The organism is Undibacterium sp. MH2W (assembly GCF_049340215.1).
In the GTDB taxonomy this organism is placed as follows: domain Bacteria; phylum Pseudomonadota; class Gammaproteobacteria; order Burkholderiales; family Burkholderiaceae_D; genus Undibacterium.
Genome location: NZ_JBMPPA010000005.1, coordinates 326,664 through 341,557 on the forward strand (window position 1 = coordinate 326,664; position 14,894 = coordinate 341,557).

Consider the following 14,894-nt stretch of genomic DNA (forward strand, 5'->3'; position numbering starts at 1 on the left):
GAAAATCCGAAGCGCCCCTGCTTCGGGTTTTCTATTTTCTGCAAAAGCGGTTGTCGACCATGGTATGATCAAATCGCGTATTTCGCATTCACCGACACATCCACTATGCTCAAACACATTGCCCTCGTCTGCACCCTCCTCCTTCCCTTGAGCTGTCTGGCCCAGTCGGCTGTGTTTAAGTGCGAAGAAAATGGCCATACAGCATGGTCAGAGTACCCCTGCAAATCCAAAGGAAAAGCAGTGCGGGTAAAGCGTCTCGGAAATGGAAAATCTAAACCGATACAAAACAGTGACGTCTCAAAGCCAACGGAAAAATCGCCCAGCAAATAAGCGATGAAGTTAAAAAAAATGGCGCAGTAAGCGCCATTTTTTACTTGATCAGCAATGCTGTTTAACGTCGAATGTACGTTGGATTCACGCTCGCGTTTGCGTTTTTACTCCTTCTCTTTCGATCGCTCATCTTTTTCACGCCGTGGGCTACGTTGCTCGGCTTTCTGCTCAGACCGTTGTTCAGTACGCTGCTCCACCCGCTGCTCTACGCGCGGGGTCGGCACTGCTTTACGCTCCATCTCTTCTCGCATACGGCTGTCGTTTGGCTGGTTGGTTTGTACTGGCCGTACTTCCTGATAAGTTGGCGACGGATTACCCGAACGCTGCACTGGCATGACTTGTGTCGGCTCACTGCGCTGGGAAGGCTGTCCCATTGCTGGCGGCTCTATCACTCGACGTTGCACCTGCGGATTGTAGTCTGGTTGCGATGGCGTCTGCTGATGCTGCTGTACGGGAATATTCGTCATCGGCGGCGCAGACTGCGGTTGCTGAGCTTGCTGAGGTTGCTGATGCTGCGGCGCTTGCCCATAGGATGATTGGGTGGCCGGCGCTGGGACGGCTTGGTTATTCATCCGTACTGGCTGCGGTGCTGGCAAGTTGATCGGCGCACGACCTGGCGTGTAAGCGGGAATAGGACGGTTGGATACGGGTTCAGGTGCCATTGCTCTGACGACTGGAGGCAGTTGCGCAGCGAGATGGGCTTGTACCGGCACCGACTTATTCACTGCCTGACCATTCGCAGTCGATCCTGCAGGCGCAATAATCGTTACGTTATTGGTCACGTTATTAATGACCGTCGTATTATGACTATTATTTTCGATATGAACACGCATCCCAGGATGAACAATCGGTGGTGCACCAGTCACCACTGCAGGCGCTGTACCCACTGGCGCAGGCACAATTAATCCCCGTCCAGAACCCGGCGGCGCAGGAACGAAAACACCATCCGGTCCAATCGGACGAGGCCCAGGAATGACACCAACATTCACATGCGCAAATGTCAGATGTATCTGCAGCGATGGTTGAACAAATTGGACACCCGGCGCAGCCCAGAAGCCGTTAACGAACACGACGGCACCGCCTCTGTTTTCGTAATACGGATGAACCCAGCAGTAACCAACTTGTGGCGGGGCCGACCAGCGACCATGCGCCCAGATCCAGTTACCTTCCCAGACCCAGTACCCGCCCGTCCATACTGCCGCCGGATACGGCTGTGGCGGTGGCACCTCCACCAACATCGGCGGTGGCGCCCATTGAACAAGTATCGGCTCTGGCTGCACTAATGGCGGTTCAACATAAGCACTGACAACTTGGTCTTGCTGCTGAGCGTTGTAGTCTGAATAATTTCCTTGATTGGAAGGCGCGGGTTGATACACAACACGCGGCGGCGCTTGAACATAAACGCGCTCAGGAGATGCCTGAATCACACAACCACTCAGCCCAGCAACGGCCAACAAAGCACTTTTTTTCATACGTATTCCATGATAGTCGGGAGCGATATCATCGCCGAGTGCCAGCGAAAGTCAAGACTGGCGCTTAAAAATGTTTTTGATAGTTCCATAACGGCAGCACCGTAAGAAAGGATGACCTATCCCCACGCTGGCTTGTAACGCAATGTAATCTTAAAATCGGTTTCGAGGTCGTTACGGGACGCAAAATCTACGGTCATTCGACATTTCGCACTCTATAATCACGGCTTCGATCTGTTGAATTTAATTTCATGTCTATTGCAGCTGTACTACTTCGTCTTAAAAAGCACTTTTTCATCACTTTCGCTCTCCTGCTGGCTACCTTGTGCGTTTTCAGTCTCATTTATCTGGCGCTGACTTGGGCTGCGGATAAATCGGTCGACGACTTACGCCAAAAATGGGCCCCGCCACCGTCGCAATTCATTGATGTCAGCGGACTGATGGTGCATGTGCGAGACGAAGGATGGCACGAAGATCCTGAACCTGTGATATTGATTCATGGTGCATCGTCCAGTCTGCATACCTGGGAAGTTTGGGCCAAAGAACTCAAAAAGCAGCACCGTGTCATTACCATGGATTTGCCTGGGTTCGGCCTAACTGGACCTCACCAGACTAACGACTACAGCATGACAAGTTACATTCAGTTCATGATCGATCTGATGGACACACTCCACATCACGCGTGCAGCCCTCGGGGGAAATGCGCTCGGCGGTGAGATTGCGTGGGAAACAGCGATTGCGGCACCGAACAGAGTGACGCGTTTAATCCTCGTCAATCCGACCGGCTATGCGACGCCACCGCATGCGGTGCCGTTTGATTCTTCGTTAGCACGGGTGCCAGGTCTGTCATGGCTTAGGACCTGTTGTCTCCCTCATTCGACGGTGGAGCAAGGGGTAAAAGACCTGTACGGCAACCCAGAAAAAGTGACCGCATCACTTGTCGAACGCTATGAAGCGATGATGTTACGGACAGGCAATCGTAAAGCATTCGGCATGTATCTCAAGCAACGAGATCACGATAGCGATATCGAATTAATGAAGCAAATTGCAGTACCAACACTGATTTTATGGGGCAGTAAAGACCCATTCATCCCCATGGAGAATGCAGAACGTTTCCATCAAGATATGGCTGGTAGCAAACTGATTATGTTTGATGAGTTAGGCCATGTGCCGCAAGAAGAAAATCCTATCGTGACCCTGGCAGCGGTGAATATCTTTTTGCAGTAAACTCATGACTCCCTCACAAAAAACGTCGCGATAACATGAAGAACAACACTGTTTTAGCTTCTGGATTTCTTTGGCTGGGTCTCATCCTCAGCAGCAGCGTCTTCGCACAATCAGAGGATGAGCAAGGAAAACAATTATTCACGCAAAAAGCGGTACCTGCCTGCGCCTTTTGTCATAGCCTCAAACATGCCGATTCAATGGCAGAGAGCGGTCCTGATTTAGATAGTTTGCAACCGGATGCCAAGACAATAGAAAACGCGATACGTCATGGCAAAGGTGACATGCCTGCCATCAAAGGCTTGAGCGAAGAAGAAATCAAAGTGCTCGTCGGCTACCTGCAACGGGTGGCGGGAAAATCTTAATGTGAATTGACTGTCCGTCGTTTGAAAATGCGGACATAAAAAAGCCCACCACAAAATAGTGGCGGGCGATACATTCATTGCAACGACTCATTACCAACCCATGCTATCTGCGTGGTGTCACTAACGAGAGCAGTGCCCGTGCTATCTGCGCGGTGCCTGCGGTGAGTCGCCTATTCCTGTCTGTGTCAGCGATATCTCAATGATGATGCAGATGACAGAGTTAAAACGAATGTTAACTTTCACAACTCCTTCAGAGCAAAGCCTCATTGAACACAATGCTGCCATTGGCGCATCGTACTACCTTAGTCTTTGATACAAGGATGCATGATGAAACATCGACCATTCATTACGCCATTTTCTGACAACCCATGCTATCTGCGTGGTGTCACCAGCCGGTGAGAATGAATGATGCATCAGTTATTCGCGTGAGAGCGAATGCGTGACATGTGAAAGTTTGTCGTAAAGAAGAAGCCTGTTCACCAGATGCCCATGCTATCTGCGTGGTGCACCAGGCCGGTATTTCAGAACAATCAGACGTCGATACGACAGAAAACGAACCAGCAAAAACGTATTACTATCTCAGCAGATTCTGGCGAAAACCTCCGCCAGTTGCTCGATAAATTACGCGATGACTTGGATGTTACTTGCTTTATCGCCTTTAGGACCCGAAGTGCGTTCGAAAGAAACGCGCTGGTTTTCACTCAGGCTTTTGAAGCCGTTTGATTGAATGTCCTGAAAGTGAGCGAACAAATCTGCGCCACCTGCATCTGGAGCGATAAAGCCGAAGCCTTTAGCGTCGTTGAACCATTTAACGATTCCGGTTTGAGTAGTCATGTTATTTTCCTTTTTTTTATCTGGCGCAGACGACATTGCCCGCATGCCTTGAGGCACTCGAAACCAAGAAATAAAACCGGAGGAGAAAAAACAGAACAGCCAGAGGATACAGCTATGCGGAATTGGGACCAACAATATAACGACTTGATGCAAGTACAGGACGCAATATACACACTATTTACGAAATCACCTAATCTTTTTTTGCCTAAATAATGAGCGGGTTAAAAAACAGACAAGTTGCGGTGGTGCCACCGCACCTTTGTTTAATCCTCTCGTTGTCGATGCTGTGTACCGACGCCAGCCGTAATAAAGACCGCGGTCGCTGAAACGGCAATATCTGCCGTATGCCATACCCCTGGCGGATTGATCACATAATCGCCAGGCCTCAATATCACTTGCGTTGTCGATCCGTTGGGGTGTTCTTGATAGAGGGTCATTTCACCCGCTGTACATAACACCAACTCGGCGCCGTGCGGATGCATTTCCCACATCTTCCATGACGTATCCGAGGTATGCATCGACACTAAGCGCCCCTCTGCGCCATCGGATAGATGGCGATTCACATAAGCGTCGTACCACTGCATGTCACCAGTAAAAGCGGGTTCCGCGCTAACGGTCGCTCCCAAGCCCAAATGTGCTGGAAAATGTGCCAATGAAATTGCTGTCATGTTGACTCCACCATGCTCTTTGTCATCCACAGGCGTCCACATTGTTAAACTTGTCTGAGCGTGTCCACCCCATGTTGCCCTGACTATTTCTCACAAGCTTCCACCAGGTCATTGTACTAACACCGTGATCGGGCAACGCCGCCCTCAGGTTGTCACCACTGTCGTACACGTTACCTCGATACCAAAACTTAAAATAACCTTCGCCCAACGGCGTTAAAAAGTACACAACATCACCGGAATGCAGCGTTAATTGCGGTGCCTCATCCTTTTGAATAAAGCCGTCTTTTACCGTTTTGTTGATCTTCACGGGTATCGGTTTTTCTGTCACCACAACGCCCGTGAGCGCCATGACCTGTTCATCCTTTTGCAATTGAAAAACGACAGGTGACCTTTCATCACGACCACGATGCACTGGAATCTTTTCTTCCGCCGTCCAGTCACGATAGGTACAACATTCAAATGGACAAACACCCCAATTTTCGTAATGCAAGGGAGGCTTTTCCTGCGCTGCGCTCATGCCATTCATGAACAACAAAGAAAGAGCCATCGACGCTTTGATCACGACGTTTTTTTGTCTGGTAAGTACGTGCATGTTCACTCCACAGAATTTTGCTTACTGTGCTCAGAGACAGGAACAAAAGGACCTTGCATTTGCCTCTTACGATAAGCTTCGCCGTTTTCTCCACCATAAGCTTTGATACGCAAGACAATCCCCACAATCACCGCCAAGATAACGACGACCAATACACCATTTTCTGAAATCATTTCCATTGTTGTCTTCCTTCGTTTTAGACATTCAAATGAAAACCCAGATCAATCTCCGACGCAGGTAAGCCGCGAATGCCCCAGTTATCTAGCGGTGGTTCGTGCAATACGATCAGGATGTCAGACGGTTGAATGCCCAAGACACCAAACCGTTGAACGATACCTTGATACAAGCGACGTTTGGCCTCCAGCGAGCGACCTGGGAACAAAATAAATTCGACAAAGGTGTAATTCTCTGTTTTACCTGGGGGTATCGGACAATGCGCTGGCAGATGCTCAATATAGCGAATTTGTTTATCATCGTCAGGCACCTTGAGTGCCTCCAACTGTGCGTGGTAAACGGCATCGATCATCGCTGCGACTTCGTCAGATGAACGGGGGCGACAAACTTCGATTTTCGCGATAGGCATAAAAGAATAAGATCAAAGAAAGATGGATAGCGTCTGCGTTGATTATAGACTTTGTGGCAATAAATACAAATAGTATTGGTGGCGCAGTCACGGCGATAAAGACGCGTCGATCGCTCTTCAAACGACGTGGCGCGCCCCCTTTATTTCTTCGCCAAGCCTAAATAGGTATCAACAACGCGCTGATCCTGCGCAAGGTCGCTGGCCGCACCTTCTAAGGCGATGCTCCCCGTTTCTAAAACGTAGCCATAATCAGCCACCTGGAGTGCTGCGCGGGCATTTTGCTCTACCAGTAAAATAGCGACGCCTGTTTGCTTTAAGCGTTGAATAATCTGAAAAATTTCTTTGACGATCAAAGGTGCCAATCCAAGACTAGGCTCATCGAGCATGAGCAACTTTGGCTTTGCCATCAAAGCGCGTCCTAAAGCCAACATCTGACGCTCACCGCCCGATAAGGTGCCAGCTTGCTGCTGACGTCGTTCTTGAAGTCGAGGGAACAAGTCATAAACCACTTGCATCTGATCTGCATAGTTCTTTTCGCCTACCTGATACCGACGATAGCTACCTAGCAGGAGATTGTCTTCGACCTTCATCGTTGCAAATAACTCGCGCTTTTCTGGTACCAGCGACATCCCTGCGGCAACGCGGTGTTCAATCGTCTTTCCCGTTAAAACTTGTCCATCAAAAACGACCTCGCCAGATTGGCTTCCCAGCGTGGGCAAAGCACCTGCAATGGCGTTGAGCATGGTCGACTTACCTGCACCATTAGGACCAATCACGGTCACAATCTGTCCACTTTCAATACGTAAGGACGTCGGTTGTAATGCCTGCACCTTGCCGTAAAACACACCGAGATGAGATACCTGTAATAAGCTCATTCGTCGACTCCACCAAGGTAGGCTTCGAGGACGGCAGGGTGCTGTTGAATGACCTGAGGGGAGCCTTCGGCGATCTTCGTGCCGAATTCCATGACGACCAAATGGTCGGTCAGATTCATCACAAAATCCATATCATGTTCTACCAATAAAATGCTCATGCCATCTGCGCGCAGTTGATGCAAGAGTTCTGCCAGCACTTGTTTTTCTTTGTAGCGTAGCCCAGCAGCTGGTTCATCGAGTAATAAGAGCATCGGATCGCAGCATAATGCGCGAGCGATTTCTAAAATGCGTTGCTGTCCCAGTGCGAGACTACCCGCTTCTTCATGCATCAGATGGGCCAAACCCACTCGCTCCAACTGACGCTGCGCCTCTGCCAGCAGTCGCTGTTCGATCGAGTGATTTTGCCGCAGCATACTCGTGATCACTTCGGTCACGTCTGCACCTTTCTCGCGCAAATGAGCGCCAATAGCGACATTTTCTAGCACCGTCATGGTCGGCAATAAACGTACGTGTTGAAACGTCCTCGCAATACCACGTCGAACAATCTCACGGGACGGCAAACCCGCAATCGGTGTCAGACCCGCTTTGCTATAAAATGTGATGGCACCCGATGTCAGTGGTAGTACACCAGTTATCAAGTTAAACATCGTCGATTTACCGGCTCCGTTGGGGCCAATCAATCCCATTATTTGACCTGCACGCAATTGAAATTGCATGTCATTCACCGCCACTAAGCCACCAAATTGCTTACGTGCCCGATCAACGTTTAAGATCACAACATCGGTAACTGGCTGCTGACATCGTGGTAGCGGAGCCGCCGTCAGATCAACGGCAAGACGTGGCGGTGTTGGTACCCATTTTTCAGTCAGCCAGTGTGCCCATCGTGCAAGGTACGGCCACACACCGTCACGCGCATACTGCAGTAACAGGACCATGAAAACACCAAAGACGATGATTTCAAAGTTCCCTTCACTGCCCAATAGCGCAGGCAAGATCGTTTGTAGTTTGTCTTTCAGCACAGTCAGTAGCGCGGCACCCAATACGCCGCCCCATAAGTGACCAGCGCCACCGACTACTGTCATAAATAAGTATTCAATACCCGCATTGAGTCCGAAGGGGGTTGGATTGACGGCACGTTGTAAATGGGCGTACAGCCAACCGGACACGCTCGCGAGCATGGCAGCAATCACGAAAATAATTAATTTCATTCTGACCGTATTGACCCCCATGGCCTCTGCCATCACCACCCCACCTTTGAGTGCGCGGATTGCTCTACCGGGGCGGGACTGCAAGAGATGGTGCAGGGCGATCAAACAAAGAAATAATATGACCCAGATGAGTACAAACATCGCACGGCCGCTATCGAGTACCACTCCTGCTAAAGAGATCGTTGGAATGCCATTGAGTCCATCGTATTTCCCTAAAAATTCCATATTGCCGAACAAATAAAACAGCGATAGCCCCCAAGCAATCGTGCCTAATGGCAGATAGTGTCCGGATAAGCGCATTGTGATAGCGCCGATCGCGATCGCAGCGATCATGGTGATCCCAAGGCCGACGAGCAATCCAGTCCACGGTGAATAACCAAGGGTAGTGCTCAAGTACGCACTGGCATAAGCACCAATGCCAACAAACGCAGCCTGTCCAAATGACGTCAGCCCAGCGATGCCAGTCAGCAAGACTAATCCCAGCGCTACGATCGCATACAAGCCAATATAATTACCCAGCGTAATCCAAAACTCGGGAACGGGAAGTGCAGGAACCAACAGCATCAATACCATGAAAAGGGTCCGACCGGGATGTTTCAGCCATGTCATGCCTCATCCTCCTCATCATGGGTTCCTGCGGTGAAGGATCGCCATAACAACACTGGGATAATCAGCGTAAAAACAATGACTTCTTTATACGCACTCGCCCAAAAAGACGAATAGGACTCCAGCAGCCCGACTAGCAACGCACCTGCTGCCGCCAACGGATAACTCACCAGACCACCCACAATCGCACCAACAAAGCCTTTCAGCCCAATCAAAAAACCACCGTCGTAATACACCGTCGTCATTGGCGCAATCAAAACGCCACATAAGGCACCGATGGCCGCAGCCAACGTAAATGCAGTGCGCCCCGCCTGTGTCGTACCGATCCCGACTAATTGTGCACCCAGCCGATTCACCGCCGTTGCCCGCAGCGCTTTGCCTGCCAAACTCCGCTCGAAATAGAGATATAAAAAAGCGATCAGTAGTATTGACACGGCCATCACGACCAAGCTTTGACCAGACATGCTTAGCGCACCCAATTCGAATCGGGCATCACTAAAAGCCGTTGTCCGCGCCCCCTCTGCGCCAAACATGACTAACCCTAATCCTGTCATCGCAAAATGCACACCCACCGACACAATCAATAAGACCAAGGTACTTGCCTCTGCAAGCGGTTGATAGGCCAAGCGATAAATCAGCGGACCCATCGGAATCACGAGTAACAACGCGAATAAAGCTTGGACAGCTAACGGCCACTCCTGCATCGCAACGTGATGTGTGATGGCCCACAAAAGCAGTGGCAACATGACCAACTTTACTCCGGAAGTAAAAAGCGAAGACATCATGCCAGCGCGATCTGAACGGGTATGCTTGCGCCACAGTACAACACTCTCTTTCAACCAGCACAACACACCCAAGGCTAGCAGCAATATCGCGGTCTGTGGTGCTTTGCCACTCTGAATCGTCGCCAACGTCAGTGCGCCGTAGGCCACGAACTCGCCTTGCGGAATAAAGATCACACGGGTAACAGAAAAGACGAGCACCAAGGCCAGTGCCAGCAAGGCGTAGATCGCGCCGCTGGTCATGCCATCCTGAGCAAGGATGGCCGCAATCGAAAAATCCATAGATGAATCACTTCCAGAACAGAAAGGGACGTGACACCATGCCGCTATCGAAGCAGCATGGTGTGGCAAATCGAGCTTAGTTACCCTGTCCGATCAACTTCCACTTACCACCAACGATTTGCACCATCACGCGAGAACGTTGATCAAATCCAAGATGGTCCGTGGGGTTCATATTGACGATGCCATGCGAAACCGCCAGGTTATTGGTACTTTCAATGGCACTACGTAATGCAGCACGGAATTCTTTGCTGCCAGGTTGCCCTTTTTTGAGTGCAGTTGGCACCGCGTTGACCAACAACATCCCCGCGTCCCACGCGTGTCCACCAAAGGTCGATACACTGCCCGCTCCATAGGCTTTTTCATAGGCCGCTGTGTATTTGAGTGCAGAGGCTTTGACAGCATTATCCGCTGGTAACTGCGCTGCAACTAACAGCGGACCAGCGGGTAAAAACGTTCCTTCACAGTCTTTGCCACAGACGCGTAAAAAGTCGTTATTGGCCACACCATGCGTTTGATAGATTTTTCCTTTGTAGCCCCGCTCTTTGAGCGTTTTTTGAGGCAACGCGGCCGGTGTGCCAGCGCCAGCAATCAGAACAGCATCTGGGTTACTCGCGACGATTTTTAATACTTGCCCTGTCACTGACGTATCCGGTCTAGCGAAACGTTCATTCGCGACAATTTTGATTTTTTTCAGCTCTGCTAATTTCGAAAATTCTTTATACCAGCCTTCGCCGTAAGCATCGCTAAAACCAATAAAAGCCACCGTTTTCACACCCGCATCAGCCATATGGCTGATGATAGCGGTCGACATATGCGAATCGTTTTGCGGCGTTTTAAAAATCCAAAACCGTTTAGCATCCATGGGGGCAATAATCGCTGCGGATGCCGCCATCGAAATCATGGGGGTTTCGCTTTCAGCGGCAACGTCTATCATTGCCAATGAGGGCGGTGCAATGGTGGAGCCAATCAGCAAGTCCACCTTATCTTCGGAAGTCAACTTACGGGCATTTTTTACCGCCGTCGTGGTATCGGAGGCATCATCTAAAATGATGTACTCCACTTTTTTGCCAGCAATCTCTTTCGGTAAGAGTGCAATCGTATTTTTTTCCGGAATGCCTAACGAAGCACCCGCACCCGTGGCCGACACATTCACACCCACTTTGATTTGTGACCAAGCGGGGGCACTCAGAAGTAATGAAAATAGGGCAGGTATCGCCGCAAGAATAAAGCGTTGCTTCATGGACAGGTCTCCGGTCATTGAATTATTGTCGTGATGGGATGATCAATTGGGCATGTGTCTGCCTTCTCCTTTGAGTTTAACCCGCGCACTGAAAAAAGTACAAACACTGACGTCGCCTCGTGCCCATTTTCCAAAAAAGACGTCGTCGTGTAGGTACATCCTGATCACAATCACCCCAGATCAGTGATCAAGTCGACCCCAAAGACACCCCGGAGCGCATTACACAGCATCAGATGTTCCGCTCGCATGAGATCGTCGCGGCGCACAGATTGTTCAGTCAAACGATAGCGTGGATCCTTTAACAAGACGGTGCGCATCACCCCTGGCAATACACCATCGCTAAGCGGTGGTGTTACCCAGCGGCCATCCAAAAACAATAAAACATTACTGCGTCCACCTTCGGTCAAGTGCCCTTGTTCATTGAAGAACAACATATCAAACGAGCCTCGTTTTTCTGCGGCTTGCCATGCTTCGTCATACTGCTGACGGACACTGGTTTTATGTCGTAGAAATAGATCATCGCTTGCCGTTGTTATGGTAGCCAGTAACACAGTAGGACGGCCGACCAATGGCGTCAGCAATGCTGTCTGCACTTCCACTTCCCCATCGGGTCGCAGACTGAGACGTAGACGATGCGGCTGTTGCGGCGGCATTAAATCGCAGGTGTCCTGCAGCAAGTGCTGAATCTTTGTCTCATTCCATGCAAAGCCAAAATATTGCGCAGATTGCCGCAACCGTTCTAGGTGCAGATGCCCATGACGACAGCCATCTTCATGCGTTGCATACATCGTTTCAAACAAGACGAATGGCGCTTGAAGCCCCGTCAAAAAACGGGCTTTCAAACGGCACTCTGCAAACTCTTCTGCTGCAACGCTGTCATAAACAATTCCCGCTCCCACACCCATCACACCACGTCGAAGGGGTGTCACTGCCGTTGATGAAGTCTGATTGGCAGGTGCCTGCAATTGCAAGGTACGAATCGGCACCGATAAACAAAAGTCTCCGGGCATCGCTGGTTGTGATGGTGGGTCAAACCAGCCAATCGCGCCGGTATATAGATCGCGCGGCGCTGTCTCGATTTCTCGAATAATCTCCATCGTCCGACGTTTTGGTGCCCCTGTGATCGAACCACACGGAAATAAAGCAGACAACATATCGACCAAGCGCATATGAGGACGTAATCGCGCATTGATCGTCGATGTCATCTGTAAAACGCTGGAGAAACGCGTCACTTCAAATAGTTTCGGGACAGTCACAGAACCGACCTCGGCAATACGCCCCAGATCATTGCGCAGCAGATCAACGATCATCAGATTTTCTGCTCGGTTTTTCGTATCCTGCGCTAACGCGTCGGCGGTATGCTGATCAACTGTCGCGTCACCTGTAGCGGCTGCCGTCCCTTTCATCGGACGTGCTTGCAATTGTCCTTGATGATGACGAATAAAGAGTTCGGGCGACATCGACACCACCGCCTCCCCTTCTGGCATCACGATCAACGCCCCATAGGGAACGGGTTGACGCTCTCGGAGGCGTCGGTAGAGTTGTAGCGGACTGCCATAAACATCAAAATGCCAGCGATAGGTGAAGTTCACCTGATACGTGTCCCCTGCAGCGATATACGCCTGCACTTTGGCAATCGCCGCGTCAAATTGTGGCTCGGTCAGTGATGGGTGCGTATTCGCGATACCTGCAATGTGAGCGTGTGGTGCAGTGTCGCTAGAGGACATGGCTTCAAGGAACGCCTGAACCTCAGAGGACGATAACTGGTAACACGTACTGAAAATGAGAACGGTCGATACTGCTGGGGTGTCTCTGGGGGCGATCTCTTGTAATTGCGCACCCGTTTCATATGACAAGAGACTCACCGCAAAATAACCTTGCGCCAAGGCAATATCTAGTTGCTCAATAAAAGCCGGCCAATCCTCTTTTTTTTCACACAATAAGACCCGCTGCAAATGCACATACAGCCTCGACTGTGCTGCTTCCGCATGGGCATCATCGAGCAATGCATAAGCCTGAGGTGTCTGCAGCAACGCTGCAGCAACGGTAGAACAATCAAAAATGGAAGACACAATGTTGACTCAACATGAAAGAGTGTCAGAGTTTACTCGGAGATGCCCTGCTTTGCATTAGTTACCCTCGACCGGAGTCCGTTCCTTACGCCATCTATCCATCCCTATCTGACAAGGATGTCGTGCCCACAACGCGGATGAGACAGAAAGTTAACAAAATAACTCTCATATTTCCCAAAATCAAATATTGAAACGGTCCTTTACATTTTATGTAGAGACAGGATAATACGACCATGCCAAGATACTCCATTGACGTTTTCGCCCTATCCTGAACGAGTGACGCACCTCCCCGCCCATGTTGCAATTAAACAAGATAACAAAGCGGCCAACGAAGCGCACTCCTCTGGTTACATGATCAACAACTCACCGACATCAGTCACTCTCCTACTCACTATGGAACACAGTACGCTTCGTTCTCCTGCTGCACAGATGTTCACGCAACATTTGCGCTTGTTATCGCTGACGATGGGCGTAGCCTTATTTTTCTGCACAGGTTTTGCTAGCATTGAACTCTATAAACAATGCCGCAGCGAGATGCTGCTCAAAACCGTCGTATTGGCAAACAATGTGGCAGACCAACTTGTCGCTGGCGATGTGCGCGGCATGCAAAATCTCGTGCTCAACACCGAGCGGGATACCGATATTACTGATGTCACCTTGTATGACCACAAAGGGCGCGCAGTACTGAGTTCAAATAATGGAACATTAATTACGACCGAGAAGCTACCGGAAGTCGATATCGAAAAAACATCGAAGGTCTATTTTTCAATGACCAATCTGATCATTAGCACGCCGGTATCTGATACGTCTGGCGTACATGGTCAACTTATCGTTCAAAGCAAAACGACGTCACTATACCGTCGTATTTTTCAGCTTTTTCTATTGAATTTGACCGGATTCATCGCATTAACCGTTGTCACGGCCTATGCTCTCGCAAAACGTCAGATTCAACGTCTGCAGCCAGCATTCGTTCTCTCTGAGATCACTCAGAAAGTCGCCGCTTCGGGTGATTTCAGCATCCGATCAACCATCGATGAGCATGAAGATCTAGCGCGACTGCACCAGCATTTTAACCAGATGATGGCCAGGATAGAGAGCTGGGAATCCGATGTGCATAGTGAAGCGCGTGAGCGACGCGAAGCCGAGAATCGACTGCATATTCTCGAAAATCACGATAGTCTGACAAAACTACCCAACCGTCATTACTTCCACCGTTTGCTGACCAATAATGTCGAGGATGCCATCGCTAATCAGGAGATGATGGCGTTGATGTTTATCGATCTGGATCATTTCAAAGACATCAGTAATACGTTTGGCTACGACGTCTGCGATCAAATTTTATCGATCATGGCACAACGCTTATCGGAAGTGCTACGCAATACGGATAGTTTATGCCGGGTTGATGCCGATGAATTTGCGGCGGTATTACCGCGCGTCGACAGTCTCGATACGGTAAGAAGTCTTGCCTCTCGCCTTGTTCTAGCGATGCAAAAGCCCATGACCCTACAAGGGAAACATTTTGTGGTCACAGGCAGTATTGGTATTGCATGCTGCCCATTGCATGCGGTCGATCAGCGTCTCTTTTTACACTTTGCCGACTTGGCGCTCAAAAATGCGAAAAGTTCCGGGCGCAACACCTGGTCACTGTATGACCCGAACACGATGAAAAGTGATGATCCGTTGATCTAATCGCACCTCATGCACGCGACTGCACAAGATAGGCGCATGCACCAGCATCATCACCAGCACGAATGCCATCACCTTA

14 protein-coding genes and 1 pseudogene are annotated in these 14,894 nt (G+C 50.0%); 3 read left to right on the plus strand and 12 right to left on the minus strand.

Annotated features, from left to right (window positions below; all coding sequences use genetic code 11):
• Positions 1–434: 434 nt before the first annotated feature.
• Positions 435–1,802, minus strand: a complete 1,368-nt coding sequence (locus ACO0K2_RS14425; protein WP_423019982.1) for a hypothetical protein — start codon at positions 1,800–1,802, stop codon at positions 435–437.
• 248 nt (positions 1,803–2,050) lie between these two features.
• Between ACO0K2_RS14425 and ACO0K2_RS14430 the strand changes: the two genes are divergently transcribed.
• On the plus strand, positions 2,051–3,025 hold the full coding sequence (locus ACO0K2_RS14430) for an alpha/beta fold hydrolase (RefSeq protein WP_423019984.1): 975 nt from the start codon (positions 2,051–2,053) through the stop codon (positions 3,023–3,025).
• A gap of 35 nt (positions 3,026–3,060) precedes the next feature.
• Entirely contained in the window at positions 3,061–3,387 is a 327-nt protein-coding gene (locus tag ACO0K2_RS14435) for a c-type cytochrome (protein ID WP_423019986.1), read from the plus strand.
• A 621-nt stretch (positions 3,388–4,008) separates the two neighbouring features.
• On the opposite strand, the gene ACO0K2_RS14440 is transcribed toward ACO0K2_RS14435, so the two are convergent.
• From ACO0K2_RS14440 to pabB, 11 genes and pseudogenes are all read right to left on the minus strand, one after another.
• Entirely contained in the window at positions 4,009–4,221 is a 213-nt protein-coding gene (locus ACO0K2_RS14440) for a cold-shock protein (protein ID WP_423019988.1), read from the minus strand.
• Positions 4,222–4,484: 263 nt separating this feature from the next.
• The gene (locus tag ACO0K2_RS14445) at positions 4,485–4,889 is read right to left on the minus strand and encodes a cupin domain-containing protein (protein ID WP_423019990.1); all 405 of its coding nucleotides are present in this window, start codon (positions 4,887–4,889) and stop codon (positions 4,485–4,487) included.
• A 22-nt stretch (positions 4,890–4,911) separates the two neighbouring features.
• Positions 4,912–5,481, minus strand: a complete 570-nt coding sequence (locus ACO0K2_RS14450) for a hypothetical protein (protein ID WP_423019992.1) — start codon at positions 5,479–5,481, stop codon at positions 4,912–4,914.
• 2 nt (positions 5,482–5,483) lie between these two features.
• Positions 5,484–5,660 carry a hypothetical protein gene (locus ACO0K2_RS14455; RefSeq protein ID WP_423019994.1) on the minus strand — a complete coding sequence of 59 codons (177 nt, stop codon included), beginning with the start codon at positions 5,658–5,660 and terminating at the stop codon, positions 5,484–5,486.
• A gap of 17 nt (positions 5,661–5,677) precedes the next feature.
• Entirely contained in the window at positions 5,678–6,064 is a 387-nt protein-coding gene (locus tag ACO0K2_RS14460; RefSeq protein WP_423019996.1) for a tautomerase family protein, read from the minus strand.
• A gap of 140 nt (positions 6,065–6,204) precedes the next feature.
• The gene (locus tag ACO0K2_RS14465; protein ID WP_423019998.1) at positions 6,205–6,939 is read right to left on the minus strand and encodes an ABC transporter ATP-binding protein; all 735 of its coding nucleotides are present in this window, start codon (positions 6,937–6,939) and stop codon (positions 6,205–6,207) included.
• Positions 6,936–8,756 (minus strand): ABC transporter permease subunit, encoded by a 1,821-nt coding sequence (locus tag ACO0K2_RS14470; protein WP_423020000.1) that lies wholly within the window; start codon positions 8,754–8,756, stop codon positions 6,936–6,938. Before ACO0K2_RS14470 ends, ACO0K2_RS14465 begins: the two co-directional genes overlap by 4 nt.
• Positions 8,753–9,538, minus strand: coding sequence for a branched-chain amino acid ABC transporter permease (locus ACO0K2_RS14475; protein ID WP_423020145.1), 786 nt, complete (start codon positions 9,536–9,538; stop codon positions 8,753–8,755). Before ACO0K2_RS14475 ends, ACO0K2_RS14470 begins: the two co-directional genes overlap by 4 nt.
• Before the next feature lie 53 nt (positions 9,539–9,591).
• A pseudogene (locus ACO0K2_RS14480) lies at positions 9,592–9,817 on the minus strand (branched-chain amino acid ABC transporter permease); the annotation flags it as partial.
• A gap of 76 nt (positions 9,818–9,893) precedes the next feature.
• Positions 9,894–11,057 (minus strand): ABC transporter substrate-binding protein, encoded by a 1,164-nt coding sequence (locus tag ACO0K2_RS14485; RefSeq protein WP_423020002.1) that lies wholly within the window; start codon positions 11,055–11,057, stop codon positions 9,894–9,896.
• 170 nt (positions 11,058–11,227) lie between these two features.
• Complete coding sequence (gene pabB / locus ACO0K2_RS14490; protein WP_423020004.1) at positions 11,228–13,129, minus strand: aminodeoxychorismate synthase component I; 1,902 nt, start codon at positions 13,127–13,129, stop codon at positions 11,228–11,230.
• Positions 13,130–13,378: 249 nt separating this feature from the next.
• Between pabB and ACO0K2_RS14495 the strand changes: the two genes are divergently transcribed.
• Complete coding sequence (locus ACO0K2_RS14495) at positions 13,379–14,818, plus strand: diguanylate cyclase domain-containing protein (protein WP_423020006.1); 1,440 nt, start codon at positions 13,379–13,381, stop codon at positions 14,816–14,818.
• The last annotated feature ends 76 nt before the right edge of the window (positions 14,819–14,894 follow it).

Bases quoted from the DNA above. Each gene is read 5' to 3' on its own strand.
- ACO0K2_RS14430 (WP_423019984.1), top strand. From the start codon at position 2,051: ATGTCTATTGCAGCTGTACTACTTCGTCTTAAAAAGCACTTTTTCATC.
- ACO0K2_RS14465 (WP_423019998.1), bottom strand. From the start codon at position 6,939: ATGAGCTTATTACAGGTATCTCATCTCGGTGTGTTTTACGGCAAGGTG.
- ACO0K2_RS14470 (WP_423020000.1), bottom strand. From the start codon at position 8,756: ATGACATGGCTGAAACATCCCGGTCGGACCCTTTTCATGGTATTGATG.
- ACO0K2_RS14485 (WP_423020002.1), bottom strand. From the start codon at position 11,057: ATGAAGCAACGCTTTATTCTTGCGGCGATACCTGCCCTATTTTCATTA.
- ACO0K2_RS14475 (WP_423020145.1), bottom strand. From the start codon at position 9,538: ATGATGTCTTCGCTTTTTACTTCCGGAGTAAAGTTGGTCATGTTGCCA.
- ACO0K2_RS14455 (WP_423019994.1), bottom strand. From the start codon at position 5,660: ATGGAAATGATTTCAGAAAATGGTGTATTGGTCGTCGTTATCTTGGCG.
- ACO0K2_RS14460 (WP_423019996.1), bottom strand. From the start codon at position 6,064: ATGCCTATCGCGAAAATCGAAGTTTGTCGCCCCCGTTCATCTGACGAA.
- ACO0K2_RS14440 (WP_423019988.1), bottom strand. From the start codon at position 4,221: ATGACTACTCAAACCGGAATCGTTAAATGGTTCAACGACGCTAAAGGC.
- ACO0K2_RS14435 (WP_423019986.1), top strand. From the start codon at position 3,061: ATGAAGAACAACACTGTTTTAGCTTCTGGATTTCTTTGGCTGGGTCTC.
- ACO0K2_RS14445 (WP_423019990.1), bottom strand. From the start codon at position 4,889: ATGACAGCAATTTCATTGGCACATTTTCCAGCACATTTGGGCTTGGGA.
- ACO0K2_RS14450 (WP_423019992.1), bottom strand. From the start codon at position 5,481: ATGCACGTACTTACCAGACAAAAAAACGTCGTGATCAAAGCGTCGATG.
- ACO0K2_RS14425 (WP_423019982.1), bottom strand. From the start codon at position 1,802: ATGAAAAAAAGTGCTTTGTTGGCCGTTGCTGGGCTGAGTGGTTGTGTG.